This window comes from Citrobacter sp. On2M, from assembly GCF_018035235.1.
In the GTDB taxonomy this organism is placed as follows: Bacteria; Pseudomonadota; Gammaproteobacteria; order Enterobacterales; family Enterobacteriaceae; genus Citrobacter; species Citrobacter meridianamericanus.
Window position 1 is genome coordinate 104591 of the sequence record NZ_WPCV01000006.1, and the last position, 23897, is coordinate 128487.

Annotated in this window: 20 protein-coding genes; 7 read left to right on the forward strand and 13 right to left on the reverse strand. The window is 53.1% G+C overall.

Features of this window, described 5'->3' with window-relative positions; translation table 11 throughout:
* Positions 1 to 53: 53 nt before the first annotated feature.
* From ubiA to malK, 5 genes are all read right to left on the reverse strand, one after another.
* Positions 54 to 926, reverse strand: a complete 873-nt coding sequence (gene ubiA / locus On2M_RS22380) for a 4-hydroxybenzoate octaprenyltransferase (RefSeq protein WP_151218070.1) — start codon at positions 924 to 926, stop codon at positions 54 to 56.
* 13 nt (positions 927 to 939) lie between these two features.
* Positions 940 to 1437, reverse strand: coding sequence for a chorismate lyase (ubiC, locus tag On2M_RS22385; protein WP_044715430.1), 498 nt, complete (start codon positions 1435 to 1437; stop codon positions 940 to 942).
* Positions 1438 to 1617: 180 nt separating this feature from the next.
* A complete protein-coding gene (gene malM / locus On2M_RS22390; RefSeq protein ID WP_210905473.1) occupies positions 1618 to 2565 on the reverse strand; it encodes a maltose operon protein MalM in 948 nt (315 codons plus the stop codon).
* A gap of 113 nt (positions 2566 to 2678) precedes the next feature.
* Positions 2679 to 4034, reverse strand: coding sequence for a maltoporin (locus On2M_RS22395; protein WP_151218072.1), 1356 nt, complete (start codon positions 4032 to 4034; stop codon positions 2679 to 2681).
* A gap of 79 nt (positions 4035 to 4113) precedes the next feature.
* On the reverse strand, positions 4114 to 5223 hold the full coding sequence (gene malK, locus On2M_RS22400; protein WP_151218073.1) for a maltose/maltodextrin ABC transporter ATP-binding protein MalK: 1110 nt from the start codon (positions 5221 to 5223) through the stop codon (positions 4114 to 4116).
* A gap of 360 nt (positions 5224 to 5583) precedes the next feature.
* On the opposite strand from malK, the gene malE reads away from it, so the two are divergent.
* The 4 genes from malE (at position 5584) to xylE (ending at position 11210) form a co-directional block, all read left to right on the forward strand.
* Positions 5584 to 6774: a maltose/maltodextrin ABC transporter substrate-binding protein MalE gene (gene malE, locus On2M_RS22405; protein WP_151218074.1), complete on the forward strand. Its 1191-nt coding sequence runs from the start codon at positions 5584 to 5586 to the stop codon at positions 6772 to 6774.
* A 187-nt stretch (positions 6775 to 6961) separates the two neighbouring features.
* A complete protein-coding gene (gene malF, locus On2M_RS22410) occupies positions 6962 to 8506 on the forward strand; it encodes a maltose ABC transporter permease MalF (protein WP_210905474.1) in 1545 nt (514 codons plus the stop codon).
* A 14-nt stretch (positions 8507 to 8520) separates the two neighbouring features.
* On the forward strand, positions 8521 to 9411 hold the full coding sequence (malG, locus tag On2M_RS22415; RefSeq protein ID WP_005132680.1) for a maltose ABC transporter permease MalG: 891 nt from the start codon (positions 8521 to 8523) through the stop codon (positions 9409 to 9411).
* 323 nt (positions 9412 to 9734) lie between these two features.
* A complete protein-coding gene (xylE, locus tag On2M_RS22420; RefSeq protein WP_187253980.1) occupies positions 9735 to 11210 on the forward strand; it encodes a D-xylose transporter XylE in 1476 nt (491 codons plus the stop codon).
* A 45-nt stretch (positions 11211 to 11255) separates the two neighbouring features.
* Here the strand turns inward: xylE and psiE are convergent, their stop codons facing one another.
* Positions 11256 to 11666 carry a phosphate-starvation-inducible protein PsiE gene (gene psiE / locus On2M_RS22425; protein ID WP_003031674.1) on the reverse strand — a complete coding sequence of 137 codons (411 nt, stop codon included), beginning with the start codon at positions 11664 to 11666 and terminating at the stop codon, positions 11256 to 11258.
* Between the two features lie 135 nt (positions 11667 to 11801).
* Between psiE and On2M_RS22430 the strand changes: the two genes are divergently transcribed.
* A complete protein-coding gene (locus On2M_RS22430; protein WP_210905484.1) occupies positions 11802 to 12257 on the forward strand; it encodes an acyltransferase in 456 nt (151 codons plus the stop codon).
* 34 nt (positions 12258 to 12291) lie between these two features.
* On the opposite strand, the gene On2M_RS22435 is transcribed toward On2M_RS22430, so the two are convergent.
* The 5 genes from On2M_RS22435 to pgi form a co-directional block, all read right to left on the reverse strand.
* Positions 12292 to 14388 carry a YjbH domain-containing protein gene (locus tag On2M_RS22435; protein ID WP_210905475.1) on the reverse strand — a complete coding sequence of 699 codons (2097 nt, stop codon included), beginning with the start codon at positions 14386 to 14388 and terminating at the stop codon, positions 12292 to 12294.
* A complete protein-coding gene (locus On2M_RS22440) occupies positions 14388 to 15113 on the reverse strand; it encodes a capsule biosynthesis GfcC D2 domain-containing protein (RefSeq protein ID WP_210905476.1) in 726 nt (241 codons plus the stop codon). Before On2M_RS22440 ends, On2M_RS22435 begins: the two co-directional genes overlap by 1 nt.
* Positions 15110 to 15748 (reverse strand): YjbF family lipoprotein, encoded by a 639-nt coding sequence (locus On2M_RS22445; protein WP_210905477.1) that lies wholly within the window; start codon positions 15746 to 15748, stop codon positions 15110 to 15112. Before On2M_RS22445 ends, On2M_RS22440 begins: the two co-directional genes overlap by 4 nt.
* An 85-nt stretch (positions 15749 to 15833) precedes the next feature.
* Positions 15834 to 16076 carry an exopolysaccharide production protein YjbE gene (gene yjbE / locus On2M_RS22450; RefSeq protein WP_061382702.1) on the reverse strand — a complete coding sequence of 81 codons (243 nt, stop codon included), beginning with the start codon at positions 16074 to 16076 and terminating at the stop codon, positions 15834 to 15836.
* 469 nt (positions 16077 to 16545) lie between these two features.
* Entirely contained in the window at positions 16546 to 18192 is a 1647-nt protein-coding gene (gene pgi / locus On2M_RS22455) for a glucose-6-phosphate isomerase (RefSeq protein WP_187253984.1), read from the reverse strand.
* 301 nt (positions 18193 to 18493) lie between these two features.
* Between pgi and lysC the strand changes: the two genes are divergently transcribed.
* The gene (gene lysC, locus On2M_RS22460) at positions 18494 to 19843 is read left to right on the forward strand and encodes a lysine-sensitive aspartokinase 3 (protein ID WP_151218081.1); all 1350 of its coding nucleotides are present in this window, start codon (positions 18494 to 18496) and stop codon (positions 19841 to 19843) included.
* Positions 19844 to 19885: 42 nt separating this feature from the next.
* Here lysC and On2M_RS22465 read toward each other — a convergent pair whose 3' ends face one another.
* Complete coding sequence (locus tag On2M_RS22465) at positions 19886 to 20671, reverse strand: nucleotidyltransferase domain-containing protein (RefSeq protein ID WP_151218082.1); 786 nt, start codon at positions 20669 to 20671, stop codon at positions 19886 to 19888.
* Positions 20672 to 20676: 5 nt separating this feature from the next.
* Positions 20677 to 21804 (reverse strand): slipin family protein, encoded by a 1128-nt coding sequence (locus tag On2M_RS22470; protein WP_210905478.1) that lies wholly within the window; start codon positions 21802 to 21804, stop codon positions 20677 to 20679.
* Between the two features lie 448 nt (positions 21805 to 22252).
* Here On2M_RS22470 and rtcR point away from each other — a divergent pair, with 448 nt between their 5' ends.
* Entirely contained in the window at positions 22253 to 23833 is a 1581-nt protein-coding gene (gene rtcR, locus On2M_RS22475; RefSeq protein WP_151218084.1) for an RNA repair transcriptional activator RtcR, read from the forward strand.
* The last annotated feature ends 64 nt before the right edge of the window (positions 23834 to 23897 follow it).

Here is a 23897-nt window from a genome sequence, read left to right on the forward strand (position 1 = left end):
GTAAAAAAAACCGGTCGAAATGACCGGTTTTTATTTTGCAGGCTAAGCCAAACTCAAAAATGCCAGTAGCTCATCGCCAGTCCTAAAAACAGTACCAGCCCTACATAGTTATTGTTCATAAACGCTTTAAAACAGGCATCCCGTTCACGATTAACGATCAGCTTCTGCTGATACACAAACAGCGCACCCGCCACCAGCAGTGACCAGTAATAGCCCAGCCCCAGCCCGTTTAGCCAGCCCACCAGCGCCATCAGCACCAGCACGCCCACCTGCAGAATACCAATGATTAGCTTGTCGTTTTGACCAAACAAGATCGCGGTCGATTTAATGCCAATCTTCAGGTCATCATCCCGGTCAACCATCGCATACTGGGTGTCATAGGCCACCGCCCAGAGAATGTTGGCGAGGAACATCAGCCAGCAGCTCAGCGGCACAGACTCGCTTACGGCAGCAAACGCCATCGGAATAGACCAGCCAAACGCCGCCCCCAGCACCACCTGCGGCAAATGCGTATAGCGTTTCATAAACGGGTAAACCCACGCCAACGCTAACGCCGCAACGGACAACATAATGGTCATTGTGTTGAGCGTTAAAACCAGCAGGAAGGCGAGCAATACCAATACGACGAACAGCGTTCGGGCTTCTTTTTCGGTGACGGCCCCGCTCGGCAGCGGTCGATTCGCGGTGCGTTTAACGTGTCCGTCAAATTTCCTGTCGGCATAATCATTCACCACGCATCCGGCGGCGCGCATTAACCAAACGCCGGCGACAAATACCGCCAGGATCCACAATTGCGGCATGCCTGGGGTCGCCACCCACAATGCCCATAGCGTAGGCCAGAGCAGCAGTAAGGCGCCGATTGGCTTATCCGTACGCATCAAGCGGTGAAACGCCAGCAGCTTATTCTGCGTCAGACTCCACTCCATCTTTATCTTCCTCTCAGTACAACGGCGATGCAGGTAGGAAAAGTTCGGTAAGCATCAGCGGCTTACCGCTCAGCCGCAGGCGGGAACGTCGCCCCCACAGCGCTGCATCACGGCCAATCTCAATAAAATCTCGGGTCAATGTCGATGACGTAAACAGGTAGCGCCCAAGCGGGGTTTTTCCCAGGTTTTGTAAGGCCAGTTCAGGGCCGCACAAAGTTGATTCAGGCACTACTGTGCGCCCGGCAAGCCAGGGTTCACCGTCCGCGCAGAGCAGGATTTCACGCAACCAATAACGGGGTTCTGTCGGCAGCAGCATCAGTTCTTCAGCCACCTCATTTTGCCCAACAAATCCTTCGCGAAGTAACGTGACGGTAACCTTTTTCCCCTGCTGCTCAAAACGTTTAGTCATGGAATCTTCCAGTAACAACCAGTCGAGCAGTTGCGGGTCCAGCGCCGGAATCGCATCAAAATAACGCAGCGCACGCAGTTGCGTTAACGCAGGGTGTGGCATGCCTTACTCTCCGATTTATAACCTGAAGGCATTGTATCGCAGAAAATGCATTACGGGGTGAGCAAACACAATTAAGTGATCGTCAAAGCAACATAAGTGTAACAATTAGCACCGAAGGATAAAAAAAGGTGCGCCAGGAGACGCACCAGTTGTTGCAAAATCAGCACTGCGGGGAAATGTTTACCCCTTGCCTTTTACACTGCTGATAAAGGTGGATCGGGCGGATTTGGATCCCAGACGCTCAGCTTCATCAAGCAGCTTCAGCGCTTTATCGACATCGCCTTTCGCCACGGCATCCTTAATGCCCTGGTTAAAATAACTTTCCGTGTCATTTAGCATTGGCTCACTTTTCTTCACCGGTTGTGGCGCTGGAGTAGCCACTGTTGCAGCCGGGGCTGCGTAGGCCACCGCAGGCGCGGCGGTATTGCCAACCGTGACAGGGCCAGGGCCGGATGAACCAAACAGCGGCCCAACCAGAACACTGGAAGAGGAGCTGGTTTTTACTTTCAGCTTCAGCAGACCGTCGGTGGTATGACGGGCAATCGGGTCTGGAATATCCGGAATCGCGTTCCCTACACCTTTGGCATAGGCTTTTGCCGGGTCAAGCAGGGTCGTGGTCTGCTGGAGATCTTTATCCGTGGTAAAGACCAGCATATAGAGTTTTTGCTGGCCCAGCGCAGGCGTCAGACGCATGACTCCTTCCAGGCGATCGGCACTCATCACGCCGGGTTCCTGATAAGTGAAATAACTGCTGGGGAAGAACGCAGATGGCGTCATGTTCTGATCAAGAATTAAAACGTTTGGTGCAAATACGCTGGTTTGTTTGTTGACTTCACTGGTCAGCGTCAGGGTTAACTCACCAATATTCGCGGGTACACTGTACGCAGCGACTGGGCCAGTAATACCAGCAACATCCAGACGCTGACCCGCTGTCGCTAGCTGTGTCGACTGGGTTTTGGATTGATCAACTGGCGTCCAGGTTAACTGTTGTAGCGCAGCAGTGGGAATAGCTGGAGCCGCGGTGGTGTTCTGCGGAACAATATTTACATCGGCCAGGCTGATGCCAGGCGCGCTGGCAAATAACCCTGCAGATAAACAAAGGGCAACGAGACTTTTCTTCATTTTCATTGTTATCACCTCAGATAGCATGGGTTCAGCGGTGGCCAGGCAATAGCGCGCTAAACCGTAATCAAGAGGGGCTGGCGCCCCTCTTTCGGTCTTTACGTCAGGTTAGTGCTGAATTACCACCAGATTTCCATCTGGGCACCGAAGGACCACTCATCGCTGTCGCCACGGCTGGTTGTGCTGATACCAGAGTTGGTTGCGGCGGCATATTTAGAAACTTTGTCGCCATTTTTCACGTAACCCCACTCTTCATCCCATTTGGCATAGGTTGCGAAGACGCGGATTGCCGGGCGAGACCAGATGCTGTCGCCCGCCTGCCACTGTTGCGCCAGGGTGATTTTGTACTGGCTGTTGCGATCGCCAGTTTGCTGAGATTTGACGTTGTCGTAACCGACTTCCAGCAAGGTGCTCATGATCGGCGTCCATTTGTACATCGGACGGATACCGACGGTGTACCATTCGGTACCCAGGTCGTTATCCAGGTCGATGTTCTGATACATACCGACGTACATCAGGTCCCACTTGTCGCCCAGAGAGATTGCACCGTGGTCAAGTACGCGTACCAGGCTACCGTTGTTATTGATGTTGTTGTCAACATGATGGATGACAGGTGCATCTGGAGATACCTGCGTATCGAAGGTAGAGCCGTAAGTCCCCTGCGAGCCGCCCTTACCTTGCGTTGTCATGGCGTCAGTCGCGTACTGAACAACAAATTTGTTATAGCCTTTCAGCATGCTTTGGGTATGTTCTGCGGTGAACATCCAACCATCTTTCGTTGCGTCATCCGCGTAGCTGTAACCGTCGGTTTTATTCGCGCGGCCATAGTCCACACCCAGCTCCAGCATGCCATCAGGGTTAGTAGCCATCTGCGCTAAACGTACGTCAAATACGTCGTTCGCGGTATCTTTAGAGGTGTCGTAGATATTCTGGCTACTGAAGGTATAAGACCCTCCAGCTTCCTGAGAACGGGTGGCCGCCAGAGACAGTTTACCGAAGCCCAGATCGATGTTTTCAATACCAGCGCCAGGACCTGAAATATCCCAGTAGTAGAAGTCGATCATGTGGACGTCATGACGCTGATAGAAACGCTTACCGGCCCAGATAGTGGAGCCTGGCAGCCATTCAATCAGGTTTTTACCCTGCACGTTGGCTTCACGGAATGCCGGACTGGTCGATTCCCAGTCATTCTGTTGTGCCACAGAGTAGGCTACGTTGGTGTCGAAGTAGAAGCTCTTATCGCCTTCTTTCCACACTTCCTGACCTAATTTGATTTCCGCATAGGTTTCACATTCGTTACCAAGACGGTATTTACTTTGAGCACCGGTTGCCTGGAAACACTGTTGTTCACCGCCGCTACCCGTCCAGCCTATGCCGGAACGTGCATAACCATGGAAATCCACAGCCATTGCCTGAACAGACATAATGCCTGCCGCCACAGCAACCGCCAGAGGGAGTTTGCGCAGAGTAATCATCGTTCTATCTCCTGAGATCATTGCTTTTCTCTAAACGCATCGACTTGATAGTTTTGCGTTTCGTTTTTTTATGGGGGCCTTAAACGCCCGGCTCTTGATGCAACCGACGACATGCAGTGCCATCCTCACGGAACAGATGGCAACGCTCTGGCGGCAGGCCGATAGCGAATGTGGCACCCTCTTGTACCAACACCACGTCGTTCTGGCGGTAAACCAGGTTTTGACGGATGGCGGGGATCTGGATATGAATTTGTGTTTCGTGACCAAGCTGCTCGACCACCTGCACTTCACCTTCGAGGGTGACATCGGCGATATCACTGGGCAGCAAATGCTCCGGACGGATACCTAAAGACATGTTGGCGCCAACCTGCACCGCGTGGCTGTCTACCGGCAGCCATATTTGCTGGCGGTTGGGCAGTTCAACCTGCACCTGATCGATGGCCGTCCCGGTAACTTTCACCGGCAGGAAGTTCATCTTCGGCGAGCCAATAAACCCGGCAACAAAGCGGTCAGCCGGGTAATGGTACAGCTCCAACGGTTTACCAACCTGCGCCACGCGCCCCGCATCCAGCACCACGATTTTGTCGGCCAGCGTCATCGCCTCGACCTGATCGTGGGTGACGTAAATCATCGTGCGGCCAAGACGTTTATGCAGACGGGAAATTTCAATGCGCATCTGTACGCGCAGTGCTGCATCGAGGTTGGAGAGAGGTTCATCGAGCAGAAATACGCGCGGTTCAGCGACCAACGTACGACCAATCGCCACGCGCTGACGTTGTCCGCCGGAAAGTGCTTTCGGTTTACGCTCCAGCAGATGGGCCAGTTGCAGAACTTCCGCCACCTGATTCACGCGCTGGTTCATCACCTCTTTTTTTGCGCCAGCCAGCTTGAGGCCGAACGACATATTTTCCGCAACGGATAAATGGGGATACAACGCGTAGGACTGAAAGACCATGCCCACACCGCGTTCGGCGGGCGGAATGTCGTTCATCCGGGTCTCACCGATAAACAGGTCGCCACTGGTGATGGTTTCAAGTCCGGCGATCATACGCAGCAAGGTCGACTTACCACAGCCTGACGGTCCGACAAACACCACGAACTCCCCTTCGTGAATGTCGAGATTGATATCTTTTGATACCACCACGTCACCCCAGGCTTTCGTTACATTACGCAGCTGTACGCTCGCCATGCCCTTCTCCCTTCGTTACAACCTGTCATCGACAGCAACATTCATGATGGGCTGACTATGCGTTATCCCTTGATGGCGTGAATCCTCCACCCCCCGGCTTTTTTATGGGGGAGGAGGCGGGAGGATGAGAGAGCAGCGTCTGAGACCCGGCCCTCCTGCTTCAGAGGAATTTCGTGATGCAGCCTGCAAAAATCGGTGGGTTTTTATGTGCGCCAGTACGCAATACTCACATTTATGTAACACAGATCACATAAAGAGCGGGTGGGGCGTAGGGGTAAGGAGGATGGAAAGAGGTTGTCGTATAAAGAAACTAGTCACCGTTAAGCCACCTCTGCAAAATCACCAAACAGGATGGGAACTATGAAAATCAAAACTGGCGCACGCATCCTCGCATTGTCCGCATTAACGACGATGATGTTTTCCGCCTCGGCTCTCGCCAAGATTGAAGAAGGTAAGCTGGTTATCTGGATTAACGGCGACAAAGGCTATAACGGCCTCGCTGAAGTGGGCAAAAAATTCGAAAAAGACACCGGTATCAAAGTCACCATTGAGCACCCGGACAAACTGGAAGAGAAATTCCCTCAGGTTGCCGCAACCGGTGACGGCCCGGACATCATTTTTTGGGCGCATGACCGTTTTGGCGGTTACGCTCAGTCTGGCCTGCTGGCTGAAATCACGCCAGACAAAGCATTCCAGGACAAGCTCTATCCGTTCACCTGGGATGCCGTGCGCTATAACGGCAAACTGATCGCCTACCCGATCGCGGTTGAAGCGCTGTCGCTGATTTACAATAAAGACCTCGTGCCAAACCCACCGAAAACCTGGGAAGAAATTCCTGCACTGGATAAAGAGCTGAAGGCGAAAGGTAAATCCGCGCTGATGTTCAATCTGCAAGAACCGTACTTCACCTGGCCACTGATTGCCGCCGACGGCGGTTATGCATTCAAGTTTGAAAACGGCAAGTACGATGTGAAAGACGTGGGCGTGGATAACGCCGGCGCGAAAGCGGGTCTGACCTTCCTGGTCTCCCTGATCAAGAACAAACACATGAACGCGGATACCGACTATTCCATCGCCGAAGCCGCCTTTAACAAAGGCGATACGGCGATGACCATCAACGGTCCGTGGGCATGGTCGAACATCGACAAGAGCAAAATCAACTACGGCGTGACTCTGCTGCCAACCTTCAAAGGTAAGCCGTCTAAACCGTTTGTTGGCGTGCTGAGCGCCGGTATCAACGCTGCCAGCCCGAACAAAGAATTGGCGAAAGAGTTCCTCGAAAACTACCTGCTGACCGATCAGGGTCTGGATGAAGTGAACAAGGATAAACCACTGGGTGCGGTTGCGCTGAAATCCTTCCAGGATCAGTTAGCCAAAGACCCACGTATCGCGGCCACCATGGATAACGCCCAGAAAGGCGAAATCATGCCGAACATCCCGCAGATGTCTGCATTCTGGTATGCCGTTCGTACTGCAGTGATCAACGCCGCCAGCGGTCGTCAGACAGTTGATGCTGCACTGAAAGACGCGCAGGGTCGTATCACCAAGTAATACGGTTTCCCTTATTTCTTAGGGAATCAGGTTTATTGAATACGTTGTTACGCGAAAGCATTCGCGCTACATCGAGGCGGCAAGGAGGCAAATCCCCAGGAGCTTACATAAGTAAGTGACTGGGGTGCGCTTCCGCAGCCAACAAAGAGGTAGTGCGAAGGATAAAGCGTAAAGAGGATTGAACCCCATGGATGTCATTAAAAAGAAACACTGGTGGCAAAGCGACACGCTGAAATGGTCAGTGATAGGTCTGCTTGGGCTACTGGTCGGTTACCTTGTTGTTTTGATGTACGCTCAGGGGGAGTACCTGTTTGCCATCATGACGCTGATTTTAAGCTCTGCTGGCCTGTATATTTTCGCTAACCGCAAAACCTATGCCTGGCGCTATGTTTACCCGGGCGTTGCCGGTATGGGGCTGTTTGTCCTGTTTCCGCTGATTTGTACGATCACAATTGCCTTTACCAACTACAGCAGCACCAACCAGTTGACCTTTGAACGTGCTCAGGAAGTCCTGATGGATCGTTCTTATCAGGCTGGGAAAACCTACAACTTTGGTCTGTATCCGGTGGGTGCGGAGTGGCAACTGGCCCTCACCGACGGTGAAACCGGCAAGAATTATGTTTCCGACGCCTTTAAATTTGGCGGCGAACAGAAACTGCAACTGAAAGAAACGGATGCCTTGCCAGCGGGCGAGCGTGGGACGCTGCGCATCATCACGCAGAATCGCCAGGCGCTGAACCAACTGACCGCCATCCTGCCGGATGAAAGCAAAGTGATTATGAGCTCGTTGCGCCAGTTCTCCGGCACGCAGCCACTTTATACGCTCGCTGATGACGGTACGCTCACCAACAACCAGAGCGGCGTGAAATACCGTCCGAACAACGACATTGGTTATTACCAGGCGATTAACGCCGACGGTAGTTGGGGTGCAGAAAAGTTAAGCCCTGGCTATACCGTGACCATCGGCTGGGATAACTTCACCCGCGTATTTACCGACGAAGGTATCCAGAAACCGTTTTTCGCCATCTTTGTCTGGACGGTGGTCTTCTCCGTTCTGACCGTGATCCTCACCGTGGCCGTCGGGATGGTGCTGGCTTGTCTCGTACAGTGGGAGTCACTCAAAGGCAAAGCGATTTACCGTGTGCTGCTTATCCTGCCGTACGCTGTGCCGTCGTTTATCTCGATTCTGATTTTCAAAGGGCTGTTCAACCAGAGCTTTGGTGAAATCAACATGATGCTGAGCGCACTGTTTGGCATCAAACCGGCCTGGTTCAGCGACCCTACCACCGCACGCTCGATGATTATTATCGTCAATACCTGGCTGGGTTATCCGTACATGATGATCCTGTGCATGGGTCTGTTGAAAGCGATTCCTGACGATTTATATGAAGCCTCGGCGATGGACGGCGCTGGCCCGTTCCAGAACTTCTTTAAGATTACGCTACCGCTGCTGATTAAACCGCTGACACCGCTGATGATTGCCAGCTTCGCCTTTAACTTTAACAACTTCGTGCTGATCCAACTGTTGACCAACGGTGGCCCGGACCGTCTTGGCACCACCACGCCAGCAGGCTATACCGACCTGCTCGTGAGCTACACCTACCGTATCGCCTTTGAAGGCGGCGGCGGTCAGGACTTCGGTCTGGCAGCGGCGATTGCCACGCTGATCTTCCTGCTGGTGGGTGCGCTGGCGATTGTTAACCTGAAAGCCACACGAATGAAGTTTGATTAAGGGAGACAACGAACATGGCTATGGTACAACCCAAATCTCAGAAACTGCGTCTCTTAACAACGCACCTGCTGTTGCTGATTTTCATCGCAGCGATCATGTTCCCGCTGCTGATGGTTATCGCTATCTCGCTGCGCGAAGGTAACTTCGCCACCGGTAGCCTGATCCCGGAAAACATCTCCTGGGAACACTGGAAACTGGCGCTGGGCTTTAGCGTTGAGCACGCAGATGGCCGTGTGACGCCGCCGCCGTTCCCGGTACTGCTGTGGCTGTGGAACTCAGTGAAAGTGGCCACCATTACCGCGATCGGTATTGTGACGCTTTCCACCACCTGTGCTTACGCCTTTGCCCGTATGCGCTTCCCCGGTAAAGCAACCCTGCTTAAAGGGATGCTGATTTTCCAGATGTTCCCGGCGGTGCTGTCTCTGGTCGCGTTATATGCCTTGTTTGACCGCCTGGGCCAGTACATTCCGTTTATTGGTCTGAACACTCACGGCGGCGTGATCTTCGCCTATCTTGGCGGTATTGCGCTGCATGTGTGGACGATTAAGGGCTATTTCGAAACCATCGATGGTTCGCTGGAAGAAGCGGCATCGTTGGACGGCGCGACGCCGTGGCAGGCATTCCGCCTGGTGCTGCTGCCGCTTTCCGTTCCGATTCTGGCGGTGGTGTTTATTCTGTCATTCATTGCCGCTATTACCGAAGTACCGGTCGCGTCACTGCTGCTGCGTGATGTGAACAGCTACACCCTTGCGGTAGGTATGCAGCAGTACCTCAATCCACAGAACTATTTGTGGGGCGACTTTGCCGCCGCAGCTGTACTTTCAGCCATTCCGATCACACTGGTGTTCCTGCTGGCACAACGCTGGCTGGTCAACGGCCTGACGGCAGGTGGTGTGAAAGGTTAAGTTTTACCGAAGTAAACGCCCGGCAACGGGCAAGCCACTGCAACCCTCAACTTATGTTATCCCAACCTGTGACTGTTATTCGGCGCTCTACGGAGCGCCCTTTTTTTATGTTATTTTGCATTACGCTTACGATTATTTCCTTTCGTGCTCCCCATCACTGCAATTATATTTTGCGCCTGAAAATGAACTAATTAAACGGAATTAAGATCACAGAAAAGACAAAACGTAATTGCAATGTAAAAAATGATAATTGTCTTCCCTGCCTGTTAAATTCACCATCACGGCACTGATCAAAAGAGCTGTACCCTCTAAGGCAGGTCTGAATGAACACTCAATATAATTCTAGTTATATTTTTTCGATTACATTAGTCGCAACTTTAGGAGGACTATTATTCGGTTACGACACTGCTGTCATATCCGGAACGGTAGAATCCTTAAATACCGTATTTGTCGCTCCACAACACTTAAGTGAATCCGCCGCCAACTCATTGTTGGGTTTTTGCGTCGCCAGCGCGTTGATTGGCTGCATCATCGGCGGTGCGCTGGGCGGCTATTGTAGTAACCGCTTTGGTCGTCGGGACTCGCTGAAAATCGCGGCCCTGCTTTTTTTTATTTCCGGTATTGGTTCCGCCTGGCCTGAATTAGGCTTTACCACGATTAATCCAGATAACGCCGTACCCGTTTATTTGGCCGGATACGTTCCCGAATTTGTTATTTATCGTATCATTGGTGGTATTGGCGTAGGTTTAGCCTCGATGCTCTCACCAATGTATATTGCCGAACTGGCCCCCGCACACATTCGTGGGAAACTGGTCTCGTTTAACCAGTTCGCCATTATTTTTGGTCAACTATTAGTGTATTGCGTTAACTATTTCATCGCGCGTTCAGGCGACGCTAACTGGCTGAATACCGATGGCTGGCGATATATGTTTGCGTCAGAAAGTATTCCCGCCCTGCTGTTTTTACTGCTGCTGTACACCGTACCAGAAAGCCCGCGCTGGCTGATGGCGCGTGGTCGACACGAACAAGCAGAAGGTATTCTGCGCAAGATTATGGGTAGCACACTCGCCACTCAGGCCATGCAGGAGATCAATCAGTCTCTGGAACATGGTCGCAAAACCGGTGGTCGCCTGCTGATGTTTGGTGCAGGCGTTATCGTCATCGGCGTAATGCTTTCCATTTTCCAACAGTTCGTCGGTATCAACGTCGTGCTGTACTACGCCCCGGAGGTGTTTAAAACGCTGGGAGCCAGTACCGATGTGGCGCTGCTGCAGACCATTATTGTCGGCGTGATCAACCTGAGCTTTACCGTATTGGCGATCATGACGGTGGATAAATTTGGTCGCAAACCGCTGCAAATTATTGGCGCCTTAGGTATGGCCATTGGTATGTTCAGTCTCGGTACTGCGTTTTACACCCAGGCTTCCGGGCTGATAGCGCTGCTGTCGATGCTGTTTTACGTCGCCGCATTCGCCATGTCCTGGGGGCCGGTTTGCTGGGTGCTGTTGGCCGAAATTTTCCCCAATGCGATTCGTGGCAAGGCACTCGCCATTGCGGTTGCCGCTCAATGGCTGGCAAACTACTTCGTTTCCTGGACCTTCCCGATGATGGACAAAAATTCGTGGCTGGTTTCCCATTTCCACAACGGTTTTTCCTACTGGATCTACGGTTGTATGGGCATTCTGGCAGCCTTGTTTATGTGGCGGTTCGTACCGGAAACCAAGGGCAAAACGCTGGAAGAACTTGAACAACTGTGGGAGCCCGCAGCAGAGAAAGCGAAACCTGCCTCTGCGCAGTAACCCTGACCATCAACACGCCGCAGCCCGAATGCGGCGTGTTGTTTTTTACTCTCGCTTCAGCCGTTTGGAATTACACAGCCACAGGGTGATCACCAGCAGCAGGATCGCCGCAGAATAGATCAGCACATCCATCGGCGCTTTATGATCGACGATGATCAACCGCACAATCGCGGTGATCCCGATATAGACAAAGTAGCGCAACGGAAAGTGAAACCCTGACTGAAAGTACTTCACAATCAACGCGATAAACTCAAAGTACAGGAAGTAAACCACCAGCCCTTCCACCAGTTCATATTTGCTGGTTTGTTCCGGCGCGAACAGCACATCCGCCAGATGCAGCGTTTCTTTCCCGAGGAATACGACCAGGATCAGGCCCAGACTCAGCAGTCCCAGATTCAACACGGTCTGTAAAATGGTGGAGATAAACTCCACGCGCGGACGAGATAGCGACGTCATAACAGCACCTCATACTCAGTGGCGAGGTTCCTGTATAACGCAAAAATGTGACAGAGATCTACATTTTTTGTTTATGTTTTGTGCAAGAAAGGTCAACGGAGAATGATGAATACCACGATACATTTCACAGGATGAATTATGCAGCTAAGACAATCTGCTATCCGCAACGTGACCTGCGGTGAGAACGTGGTGATTTATGAACCCGCCAATCTCTACGATTGCATATTGGGTGACAACGTTTTTGTCGGACCATTCGTTGAAATCCAGGGCAACACGCAGATTGGCGCAGACAGCAAAATTCAGTCGCATACCTTCATCTGCGAATATGTCACCCTCGGCGCCCGCTGTTTTATCGGGCATGGCGTGATGTTCGCCAACGATATGTTTCGCGGAGGAAAACCCAACGCCGACCGCAACAGCTGGGGTCGCATTACGATTGGCGACGATGTTTCGATCGGCAGCGGGGCGACCATTCTGGCGGTCACTGTCTGCGATGGCGCGGTCATCGGCGCGGGCAGCGTAGTGACCAAATCGATCACCGAGAAAGGCGTGTATGCGGGAAACCCGGCAAAATTATTGCGCCGTTTATAAAGCCGGATGAGCGCAAGTCGCATCCGGCCATCAGTCAGCGGAAGTTTTCACTTCTGTCGCTGGTCATATCGTACAGACCAAACTTACGCCCAAGCTGCTGACCGCCATCGCGCGTTAACGGCGTCCAGCCAATCGCCGCGCGACTGCGGATTGGGCCTGACGAGAACAGATCCAGCGGCACGGAAACGTACACCCCTTTAGTAAAATCACCTTCGCCATACTCATCCGGCGAGGCGTTAGTGATAGTCGCATAACCACCCACCACGACACCGCTGTCGAAGCGTTTGGCGATCTCCAACGTTCCGCCCTTATCCCCGGCCAGATACTGACCCACGCTGGCTTTCACCAGCACATCCTGGGCGAAAGAAGGATTCCAGTACGCCGTCAAATGCCCGGTCTTCACGCTGTAGTCGGTGAATTTCATCATGTCCTGCGCGCTACGCCAGTCACGCTGTTTCACGTAGTTGGCATCAACACCAAACGCCCAATCGCTGTCCAGCGGGCGATACAGCACTTCTGCCCCCGCCCCGCCATACATGGTCTCCAGATAGCCGCCGTACACCTGTCCGTAAAACCCGTTGCCGAGTGACTGGAAGTAGTTGGCCTGCAGGTTATTCACGTAAACATCGTTTTGCACATAGTCACGTACATGGGTACGCACACGCGGCAAATGCGAATCCTGCGGCGGGTTGGTGTAGTTAAACTTGTCATAGTTATTGGCGAGGTTGGCGAACAAACTCCCGGTGGTCAGCAGATGATCGGTAACCCACCAATCCGCCGTACCCATCACGCCCAACTGATACATATAGAAATTTTCCGGGCCGCCCACCGACTGGTTAAGCACCGGATCGATGTGGAAATCGAAGCGCGACTTATCGATATACCAGCCCTGCTCGGTCGTTTTCGGCACCACCGGCTCCACGCGTTTTTGCGTCAGCTGAGTCTCATGGCCCAACGGTTCGCCTTCCAGATGGTGCTTCAGGCTGGAAACTTCTGTTTCGGTCGTCACCTGCGGCAAGTTAAGGCGATTTTCCGTAATACGGATCGTGCGGATCCCGTCTGGAAGATCGTTCATCACGATCCGGTTGGCACGCTCGATCCCCTCGCGCGAATCACGGTATTTCACCTGTTCGCCGGTTACATACAGCGTATCGCCCTGCACCTGGATTTTAGGATCCGCCAGCCCGGCATTGTATTTCAGCAGCGTTAGCTGATTCGCCACTACCGAATGTTGCAGGATGGCATCCTGCGGCTGCGGCTGATACTTCGGACGGGCGTTATCGTTATAGTGTGGTCGCAAGTCGTTAAAGTTAGTCCGCAGCGTGAACCCAAACATAAAGGTGTTCCCGCGCTCATAGCTGAGGTTAACGTCGGCCCAATCGGTGACGCGATAAATAGCGCCGACGTTAAACTTGCTCTTCTGATCCAGCTTGCCCGCAAAATCCTGCTGATAATTATTGCCCTCGTACTCCAGTTTCAGACGCAGCGGCTGCCAGGGTGTCTGATATTCCACGCCGCCAAACAGCGACGCCGGGCCGTGGAACATCTGGCTGCCGTCAATGGAACCCGCCTGCTTGTAACTGTTATCGCGATGACAGAATTTATCGCTGTATGAGCAAAACGGATTGCTGACGTTACCACTGGTCCCGAGGTATCCCCAGCCGAGACCGAGTGAGAAATCAAACGGTCCCCAGGCTTTGTTCGCCACAATATACTCCGCATCGAACAGGCCGGTTCCGCCAATATCGCGCGCGCCCACCGCCACCTGCGGCATCCAGTAGCTCTCTTCCCACAATCGCAGTTTAAGGTCGAAAGCCTTATCCTTGTAAGTCTGATCGCCTGAAAACGACTCCACGCTGCTGTATTTTTTAGTGCGCACATCGGTATAGCGCAGGGTCGTTTCCAGCCACGGAAACAGTTGCACCGACGCAGAGTAATAGCGGTACTGATCGTTATCGCGGTAGTTAAGGCTCATTTCGCCCTCACGCGCCATGCGTGCAGTTGGGGTTTGCAGCAGCCCTACGCCACCAAAATCAGACTGGGAAGGACCAATCGGCGCAGGATACGTTTCACCGTGACAGGCCGCGCTGATACCCAGCGCCAACAGGCTGAGCAGATAAGTTTTTCTCATTATTCGGGTATCCGCTGGGTCAGGGTGCGAAGAATGTCGGCATTGATTTCATCCGGGGTGCTGCTCCAGACAGATTCCGACAGCCCGACAAAAATGATGCTGCCGGGCATCGGCTCAATATGACGTTTGTTCCAGTAGGCGACCGGTACTTTTTGTGTGCGTCCGTCGGGATAGACAACCCAGGCGTAGCTACGATCCGCGCCGCTGAGCCGATGCTGCCCATCGAGATAGCTGGCAACATCACGTCCGGGTATAAACGGCTGTTTACCCGAGTGGCTTAGCAAACCCAACAGCGTGATATCCGTGGGCTGCGGTCCGACCCACAGCGTGTAATTACCCTGCAACGGCGGGTTGCCTCGCTCACTGGTACGCACTACATCCGGGTCGAGATTAATTGTCTGCCTGCCGGTCACCTTCAGCGCCTGAATTTGCTGGCGTAATGCGTTGATAGCGCCACTTGCTTCAGCGCCCAACGTCACCAGGCGAGCCAGTAATGCCTGCTGCTGACGTTGTGCCTCAGTTGTTGCCCGCTCTTCGCTGATAACCGCGCCTGGCCACCAGCTATTGCTCAACCGCGGCTGTCCGACCAGGTCGAGCAGATGTTCAGCCCCGGTCAGCGTTTTTGCTTCTGTGCTACCTGTCGTGATCACTTTTACACTGCCTACAGCAAAAACAGATGCCGCGCACAGGCTGAATGTCAGCGCAGTAATCATTTGTTTCATCATGGTTTTGCCGCCTTAATCAGCGTAGTTTTCACCGGGAAGAAACCTGCGCCAAGATACTGTTCTGACTGGCGAATCATGCCGTCACTATCTACCCAGTAGCGGTTATGCCAGCGCGTTTGATCGGTGGTGACCTCTTCATCGAGGATCCGTACCGGCGTGTTATCGCTGCCGACTTTGATGGTGTCTGCGCCATCCCAGGTGAAAACCGAGCGCGCGGTGGCATAGCGTACCTGCTGATGTTCAGTCCAGCCCATCGTGCGGGTCCACGTTGCGCCGTCGACTATCTGATTTGGCTTGATGAGCGGGTCTGCCGCCAGATTATTCACCTCGATCAGGTTGTCTGTACCGAGCTGTGTTTTCACAATGCGCCCATGCTGCGTGACAAGAATGGCCCGATCCTGAGTCACCCATTTCTGCTGTCCGTTTTCTGCAAACGCGAGTACCACAAACAGTTGGGGACCGCCGTTGAGCTGCATGTACTGGCTGGCGTAAGGCATGTTTTGAATTTCATCGTCCGTCATCTGTACGCCGGGAGTACCAAACACGCTATCCCACAGCGAATACCCCAACCCTTCGGTGGTGGCTGAGCACGCCTGTAGTAACAGGCAAACCATTATGAGCGCTGGTCGCTTCACGACGTTTCTCCGCAGCGGCAAAATAACCACACCGAAGTGTGGTTATGGTTAATCCCCGTCATACTTCAGGGGCTACGTACTGGTGTTACTGGGTACTGGTGGTTGTCGTGGTGGTGGTTCCGGTATTAGAACCATCGCCGCCGCCGGTCGCCGCCAGGGCAACCCCCACCGCAGAACTTACGGTGCTCACGCTGGTCGCGGAGGAACTTCCCGCCGAAACCGACGCGGCAGCCGACCCTGCAGCCTCACCCACCTGAACGGGGGCGGCATAGACAGAGGTCACCGCAAGCGCAGATATAGCCCAAAGGCCATACAGAACTTTTTTCATCACAAATTCCCTTCATTGTATGAATGGAGATTTACCCAAAAGAATTTCGGGCGAGATCGAGTATACACAAGCGAAGTTTGTAAATTAGGTCGAGAGGGAATTTAGGACAATTAGATAACGAGAGAAAAAATTATTAATAGCAAATAATAAAAACAAATTAATTCAAATAGTTAAAATATAATAGTAAAAACACAATATCCGGTAAATCTGAAAATATCAGAAACAGGATAACGGTGAATAAATTATTTTAGGATTAAGCTCAATTAAATTTTTAGGTAATAACGTGGAGAAGTGGAATTATCTTATAAAAAAAGCTGATAATAATATCAGCTTCTATCACAGGTAATCTGCAAATTCATTCGAATTGCAGCAAGGCGGCAAGATCGTTAATCCCCGAGGCCATAGATAGCTATGTTCCCGGGGTTAACGAACGCAGCCAACACCGCTGCGGTTCGAAGGAAGAAGCAGATTAGCGCCAGGACTTATAACGGTTAATCAAACCGTTGGTAGAACTATCGTGGCTGCTCACTTCGGAACCATCTTTCAGCTCTGGCAGAATACGGTTCGCCAGCTGTTTGCCCAGCTCAACGCCCCACTGGTCAAAGGTGAAGATGTTCAGGATCGCGCCCTGAGTGAAGATTTTGTGCTCGTACAGGGCAATCAGCGCACCCAGGCTGAACGGCGTGATTTCGCGCAGCAGGATGGAGTTCGTTGGACGATTACCTTCGAACACTTTGAACGGCACAACGTGCTCAAGCGTAGCCGGATCTTTACCCTGGTCGCGATATTCCTGCTCAACCACGTCACGAGACTTGCCGAATGCCAGCGCTTCGGTTTGCGCGAAGAAGTTAGACAGCAGCTTCGGGTGGTGATCCGACAGCGGGTTGTGAGTGATGGCCGGGGCGATGAAATCGCACGGCACCATTTTGGTACCCTGGTGGATCAGCTGGTAGAACGCATGCTGGCCGTTAGTGCCCGGCTCACCCCAGATGATTGGGCCAGTCTGGTAATCCACCGCATTGCCGTTACGGTCAACGTATTTACCGTTGGATTCCATGTTGCCCTGCTGGAAGTAGGCCGCGAAACGGTGCATATACTGGTCATACGGCAGAATCGCTTCGGTTTCGGCACCGAAGAAGTTGTTGTACCAGATACCGATCAGCGCCAGCAGCACCGGCAGGTTTTTCTCAGCCGGGGTGGTGGAGAAGTGTTTGTCCATCGCGTGCGCGCCAGAGAGCAGCTCAACAAAGTTGTCGAAGCCTACGGACAGGATGATGGACAGACCAATTGCAGACCACAGGGAGTAACGACCGCCAACCCAGTCCCAGAACTCAAACATATTGGCAGTATCAATACCGAACTCGCCAACCGCTTTACCGTTGGTAGACAGCGCTGCAAAGTGTTTGGCTACGTGCTTGTTGTCGCCAGCGGTCGCCAGGAACCAGTCGCGCGCGCTGTGGGCGTTGGTCATGGTTTCCTGGGTGGTGAAGGTTTTGGAAGCGACCAGGAACAGCGTGGTTTCCGGGTTCACTTTTTTCAGCACTTCGGCAATGTGCGTACCATCGACGTTCGACACAAAGTGCATATTCAGGTGATTTTTGTACGGACGCAGCGCTTCGGTCACCATGAACGGGCCGAGGTCAGAGCCGCCGATACCGATGTTCACGACATCAGTAATGGCTTTGCCGGTATAGCCTTTCCAGCTGCCGGAGATAATCGCTTCAGAGAAGGATTTCATCTTTTCCAGCACCGCGTTCACTTCCGGCATCACATCTTTGCCGTCAACGATGATTGGCGTATTGCTACGGTTGCGCAGCGCCACGTGCAGTACGGCACGGTCTTCAGTGCGGTTGATTTTCTCACCGGAGAACATGGACTTGATAGCACCGGCCAAATCGGTTTCTTTTGCCAGATCCTGCAGTTTAGCCAGCGTTTCTTCAGTGATGCGGTTTTTGGAGAAATCCACCAGCATCAGATCGTCAAACGTCGCGGAAAACTTAGTGAAACGATCGCTATCTTTCGCGAACAGATCCGCGATAGTAACGTCTTTCATTTCTTCAAAGTGTTTTTGTAGTGCCTGCCAGGCTGAGGTCTGTGTTGGATTGATGTTTTTCATTAGCAATACTCTTCTGATTTTGAGAATTGTGACTGAGATCGATTGTAACGCCAGCCACAGAAAAGTGTGATTGTTTTAATGCCATTGCCAGGGCATCCGCCAAATGTGGCTAAAAAGTATAGCTGTTATAAGTACTGTTACTCAGCGTTAACGCAGCATGAAAAATCCGCATAATCCCAGCGTTGACAGTACAGGCCACACATTTTATTTATAAATACGGTATTTGCATTTGCGCCTGCACCGGTTTCCGTTCTGCCTTTGTGCCATGGTCGCTCTATTCATTCCCTGACACGAGGTAGTTATGACTGATGTAGTTGTCTCCAAATTTGGCGGTACCAGCGTGGCGGATTTTGATGCCATGAATCGCAGCGCTGATGTCGTGCTTTCTGATGCTAACGTACGTTTAGTGGTGCTGTCCGCTTCAGCGGGTATTACTAACCTGCTGGTCGCGCTGGCAGAAGGTCTGGAGCCAACCGAACGCTTCGAAAAACTCGACGCCATTCGTCAAATTCAGTTCAATATTCTGGAACGCCTGCGTTATCCGAACGTCATTCGTGAAGAGATCGAACGTTTGCTGGAGAACATCACCACACTGGCAGAAGCAGCGTCACTGGCGACCTCAACCGCGCTGACCGACGAACTGGTCAGCCACGGTGAACTGATGTCTACCCTCCTATTCGTCGAGATCCTGCGTGAGCGCAACGTGCAAGCGCAGTGGTTTGACGTGCGTAAAGTGATGCGCACCAACGATCGTTTTGGCCGTGCAGAGCCCGACGTTGCGGCGCTGGCTGAACTGGCTTCGCACCAGCTGGCCCCGCGCCTGAGCGAAGGTCTGGTGATTACTCAGGGCTTTATCGGCAGTGAAAGCAAGGGCCGCACCACCACGCTGGGACGCGGCGGCAGCGATTATACCGCCGCCCTGCTGGCCGAAGCGCTGCACGCAACGCGCGTTGATATCTGGACCGACGTTCCCGGCATCTACACTACCGATCCGCGCGTGGTTCCGGCTGCGCAGCGTATTGATGAAATCGCTTTTGAAGAGGCCGCAGAAATGGCGACCTTTGGCGCGAAAGTACTGCATCCGGCAACCCTGTTGCCAGCCGTACGTAGCGATATCCCGGTATTTGTTGGCTCCAGTAAGGAGCCAAAAGCAGGCGGTACGCTGGTCTGCAATAAAACCGCGAATCCACCACTGTTTCGTGCGCTGGCGTTACGCCGTAAGCAGACGCTGCTGACACTGCATAGCCTGAATATGCTGCACTCTCGTGGTTTTTTAGCGGAAGTGTTCGGCATCCTGGCACGCCACAATATCTCGGTCGATTTAATCACCACATCCGAAGTCAGCGTCGCGCTGACGCTGGATACCACCGGTTCAACGTCCACCGGCGATACGCTGTTAACGCAGTCTCTGCTGATGGAACTGTCGGCCCTGTGTCGGGTTGAAGTGGAAGAAGGCCTGGCGCTGGTGGCGTTGATTGGCAATGACCTGTCCAAAGCCTGCGGCGTGGGTAAAGAGGTGTTCGGCGTACTGGAGCCGTTCAACATTCGAATGATTTGCTACGGCGCATCCAGCCATAACCTGTGCTTCCTGGTGCCCGGTAACGAAGCTGAGCAGGTGGTACAGAAGCTGCACCATAATTTGTTTGAGTGAGTAGACGCTAACGCCCGATGGCTCTTGTACCATCGGGCATTTTCACCGCATCACCGTGTCATATAATAGTCGGTCCAGTGTCCGGACATTCCCCTCCCGGCTGTCTGGTAAGATCGGCGGAATTTCTCCTCTCTCCAGTTCGGTGCGGATAAACGCATGTAACAATGGACGACGCGGACCATACTCAGCCTCACCTGAGCGCTGTTTGCGCGCCAGCAATTCGTCGATTTCCTGACGCAATGGCGCATCCAGTTCACTTCCCGCCAGCAGCTCGGCAAAACGCATCGGCGGTACGCCCTTGCCCGCTTCCACCCAACGTACCGCCAGCAGCGGCCGAATGACGTAGAAGTACTTCTTCAATCGCACGTCGTGGCCCTGCAGATAACCGCGAAAGTTTTTCCGCGCCATTGAATAGTAGTGCCAGCGGGCACGCAGCGGGGAAAACCATTCAGGCACCAACGCTTTCAGCGCCGACACGGTCGCATCATCCTGCTGATAGACCACCGGCGAATCCAGCCACTCGATAAGCGTCGGGTTTGCGCCTTTGAGTAACCCCAGCGCCTTGCGCCATTCCCAGCCGCACACGTCCAGCTCATCATCTATCGGCAGCTCGATAACATCACGTGGCGCTTCGATCCGCAGATACCATTCAGGGGAATGAACATAGAGGAACCGCACGTCGTAATCGCTGTCTGGCGAGGCAAATCCCCAGCCACGGCTGCCGGACTCACAGGCGTACAGCACCCTGACGCCATAGCGCTGCTCAACCTCTTTTAGCTGGTGCAATACCCGTTCGCGCATTGCACCGTCCACTGTGTTGTAACTCATTATTTTTATCCTTTTATGTTCACAAGACCGTGCAACACCTGGTCGAGGCCACCGAATACCGAGATTTTATCGATCCGTTCCGCGACTCTTTCGAGGGTTTCCAGTTCTTTTAAGCGCAGCGCTACCGGGTTGTTTTCCATTACTTTGGCGGTATTCAACAGCGATCGCGTGGCGGCAGTCTCTTCACGACGTCGGATCACGTTGGCCTGGGCGGATTTTTCCGCTTCAACCAGTTGCGACAAAATGGCCTTCATATCGCCGGGCAGGACAATATCCTTTACCCCCAGCGAAGCCACCTCGATACCAAACGGCGTCATGCGGGCTTTCACCTGCGCGCTCACCACCTCATCAATCACCTGTTTATCTTCCAGCAGTTCGTCCAGCGTGCGCGTTCCCACCGCTTCACGCAGCGCAAACTGCAACTCACGGTAAAGGTGATCCAGCGGTTTAGTCAGTTGACCAAATGCCAGCAGTACATCGCTATAACGCCAGTTCGCCGCCAGGTTCAAACGCAGGTTGACCTTATCTTTGGTCAGGATCTCCTGGCCGCCGACCTCCAGCACCTGCAAGCGGGTATCCACCACTTCCGCTTCAATCAGATGATTTACCTTCCAGTATGCTGTTAACCCCGGCGGCAACAGCGCCTGAGTTTCACCATCAATTTTCAGTACACCGACGTGCCACGCCGGAACCTGCACCGTTAAGATCGCTTCGCGACCTTTCACCGCACCGCTGCGACGGGGCTGTAACACCGCGTTCATCACATCAACAGGAACCAAAACCTGACGTGTATCCATCTGCACCAGCTTCAGCGCTTCATCGGCCTGCCAGTACAGACGGCGCGTTGCCGGTGGCAAAATTTCCTGCAAGACGCCGTTCACATACAGCGCACCTGCTTCAGTATCGGTTAGATCAGCCACCACACAGTACTGCTCCACCCATGTAGGCTGGAAGCGACGTAAATACTCCGCGAGCGCTTCCGGAATTTCGCTGCCATCGGTATTGATTACCAGAACGTCCGGAGTGTTAAACCATGGCAAACGGTGTTCACCTGTATTCAGCACCTGATAGTAGTCACCCTGTCGGGATAACAGGCCAAGCTGGCCTTTACGAATAGTAATTTTCTTAGCCATTTTATATTCCTTAATATCGTTCAGGCGCGGGTGCAGGGGCGAAGCGGCAGGGGAATTCCCTTTTGCCTGCCGCACGGCATCTTTACCGGCAGCCTGTTCTTGAGCGTGCTAACTGCGCATTGCTCCGCTTTATTTCTATGATTAACAACCAGTTTCATTGGGAGAATGAATCGGGAATCGAACCCGTTTGGTGGTCATCGGCTGACGGAACACTTCCGGAAAACAGCCTGTGCCGTTCCTGACGTGCCGGCGGGGTTTAACCCCCTGCGCTTTCAGCGTGATTGACGCAAGTGTTATTGCCAGAAGCGTGCCAGGAATTAAAACAGGCATGATTAATTTTTAATTAATTGATTTTCATAGATTTAATTATTTACGCCAATCATGGCGGTTGTCTCGATGGGTTTATTTTTTTATCTTTTAATCTCTTATTTATCTTTTTGGATAAACCATGAAGAAGCAACGGGTAGTGATTGGCGTACTGGGAACGGTGCTGGATAAGCGCGGCAAGCGGGCCAATCGGTTTAAGAAGTGGCGACCCACGGTTGGGCTATGCCAACAACCCGATTTCCCTGTCGACAGGCTGGAACTCCTCCACCAGCCACGCGATGAGAGCATGGCGCAAAGGTTGATTGAAGACGTCGCGCTGCTTTCGCCGCACACCCAAGTCCGCCCGCATACCGTTACCATTAACGATCCGTGGGACTTTGAAGAGGTCTACGCCGCGTTTCTCGACTTTGCCACGCATTATGAGTTTGATACGGAAAACGAAGAGTATCTGGTGCACATCACCACCGGGACTCACGTGGCACAAATCTGCTGGTTTTTGCTGACGGAAGCGCGTTACCTGCCCGCCAGCCTGTTGCAAACCAGCCCGGCACCACGCGGTTCATCAGATGAAGCCGTCGCCGCTGGCGTCTGCTCGGTTATCGATCTCGATTTAAGCCGCTATGCCACGCTCACCAGTCGTTTTCAGCGCGAACAGCAGCAGTCGGTATCCTTTCTGAAAGCCGGGATTGATACGCGCAACGCCACTTTCAATAAACTGATCGATCGCATTGAGCGGGTAGCTCTGCGCTCAACAGACCCGATCCTGCTCACCGGCCCTACCGGCGCGGGCAAATCCTTCCTCGCGAAACGTATTTTTCAGCTACGCCAGTCGCGGCATCTGGTGGCGGGAAAACTGGTGGCGGTTAACTGCGCGACCCTGCGCGGTGATAATGCGATGTCAACGCTGTTTGGCCATGTGAAGGGGGCGTTTACCGGTGCGCTCACGGCGCGTAGCGGATTGCTGCGAGAGGCCGATGGCGGCGTGCTGTTTCTCGATGAGATCGCCGAGCTGGGGCTGGACGAGCAGGCCATGTTACTCAAAGCGATTGAAGAAAAAACCTTTTTCCCGTTTGGGTCGGACAAAGAAGTACACAGCGATTTTCAGCTGATTGCCGGCACCCATCGCGACATGCGGCAATGGGTCGCTGAGGGCCGTTTTCGCGAGGATCTCTACGCGCGTATCAACATGTGGAGTTTCACCCTGCCCGGTCTCGCGCAGCGGCGGGAAGATATCGCGCCGAACGTCGAGTATGAGCTGCAACGTTTTTCCAGCAACAAGCAGACGCAAATCCGTTTCGATAAAGAGGCACGCACTTCCTATCTGGCGTTTGCCTGCTCCCCGCAGGCGCAATGGCGCGGCAACTTTCGTGAACTCAGTTCATCCATCGCGCGCATGGCGACACTTGCCGAACAAGGTCGCATTACCTTATCCCTTGTCGAAGAAGAGATTGCGCTGCTAAAGGAGAGTTGGCAGATAGCCACTCCGCAGCCTGAACTGAATATGGACATTGACCTGTTCGATCGCCGCCAGTTAGAAACGGTACTGGAAGTGTGCCGCCGCTGCGCGTCGCTGTCGGAAGCCGGACGCGAACTGTTCGCCGTCTCGCGGCAGAAAAAAGCCAATCCTAACGATGCGGACCGCCTGCGCAAATATCTCGCGCGTTTCGGGCTGAGCTGGGAAAACATTCACTGCGGAACATAAACATAATTTGTTTGAATAATATTCCATCACGCGATACACAATAACTATGGCCGGGCTCGATCCC

Excerpts from the sequence above, each read along its gene's own strand:
- ubiA (WP_151218070.1), bottom strand. The coding sequence starts at position 926 with ATGGAGTGGAGTCTGACGCAGAATAAGCTGCTGGCGTTTCACCGCTTG.
- malE (WP_151218074.1), top strand. The coding sequence starts at position 5,584 with ATGAAAATCAAAACTGGCGCACGCATCCTCGCATTGTCCGCATTAACG.
- pgi (WP_187253984.1), bottom strand. The coding sequence starts at position 18,192 with ATGAAAAACATCAATCCAACACAGACCTCAGCCTGGCAGGCACTACAA.
- psiE (WP_003031674.1), bottom strand. The coding sequence starts at position 11,666 with ATGACGTCGCTATCTCGTCCGCGCGTGGAGTTTATCTCCACCATTTTA.
- lysC (WP_151218081.1), top strand. The coding sequence starts at position 18,494 with ATGACTGATGTAGTTGTCTCCAAATTTGGCGGTACCAGCGTGGCGGAT.
- On2M_RS22470 (WP_210905478.1), bottom strand. The coding sequence starts at position 21,804 with ATGGCTAAGAAAATTACTATTCGTAAAGGCCAGCTTGGCCTGTTATCC.
- ubiC (WP_044715430.1), bottom strand. The coding sequence starts at position 1,437 with ATGCCACACCCTGCGTTAACGCAACTGCGTGCGCTGCGTTATTTTGAT.
- On2M_RS22435 (WP_210905475.1), bottom strand. The coding sequence starts at position 14,388 with ATGAGAAAAACTTATCTGCTCAGCCTGTTGGCGCTGGGTATCAGCGCG.
- On2M_RS22465 (WP_151218082.1), bottom strand. The coding sequence starts at position 20,671 with ATGAGTTACAACACAGTGGACGGTGCAATGCGCGAACGGGTATTGCAC.
- malM (WP_210905473.1), bottom strand. The coding sequence starts at position 2,565 with ATGAAAATGAAGAAAAGTCTCGTTGCCCTTTGTTTATCTGCAGGGTTA.
- On2M_RS22395 (WP_151218072.1), bottom strand. The coding sequence starts at position 4,034 with ATGATTACTCTGCGCAAACTCCCTCTGGCGGTTGCTGTGGCGGCAGGC.
- malK (WP_151218073.1), bottom strand. The coding sequence starts at position 5,223 with ATGGCGAGCGTACAGCTGCGTAATGTAACGAAAGCCTGGGGTGACGTG.
- xylE (WP_187253980.1), top strand. The coding sequence starts at position 9,735 with ATGAACACTCAATATAATTCTAGTTATATTTTTTCGATTACATTAGTC.
- rtcR (WP_151218084.1), top strand. The coding sequence starts at position 22,253 with ATGAAGAAGCAACGGGTAGTGATTGGCGTACTGGGAACGGTGCTGGAT.
- On2M_RS22440 (WP_210905476.1), bottom strand. The coding sequence starts at position 15,113 with ATGATGAAACAAATGATTACTGCGCTGACATTCAGCCTGTGCGCGGCA.
- malG (WP_005132680.1), top strand. The coding sequence starts at position 8,521 with ATGGCTATGGTACAACCCAAATCTCAGAAACTGCGTCTCTTAACAACG.
- yjbE (WP_061382702.1), bottom strand. The coding sequence starts at position 16,076 with ATGAAAAAAGTTCTGTATGGCCTTTGGGCTATATCTGCGCTTGCGGTG.
- malF (WP_210905474.1), top strand. The coding sequence starts at position 6,962 with ATGGATGTCATTAAAAAGAAACACTGGTGGCAAAGCGACACGCTGAAA.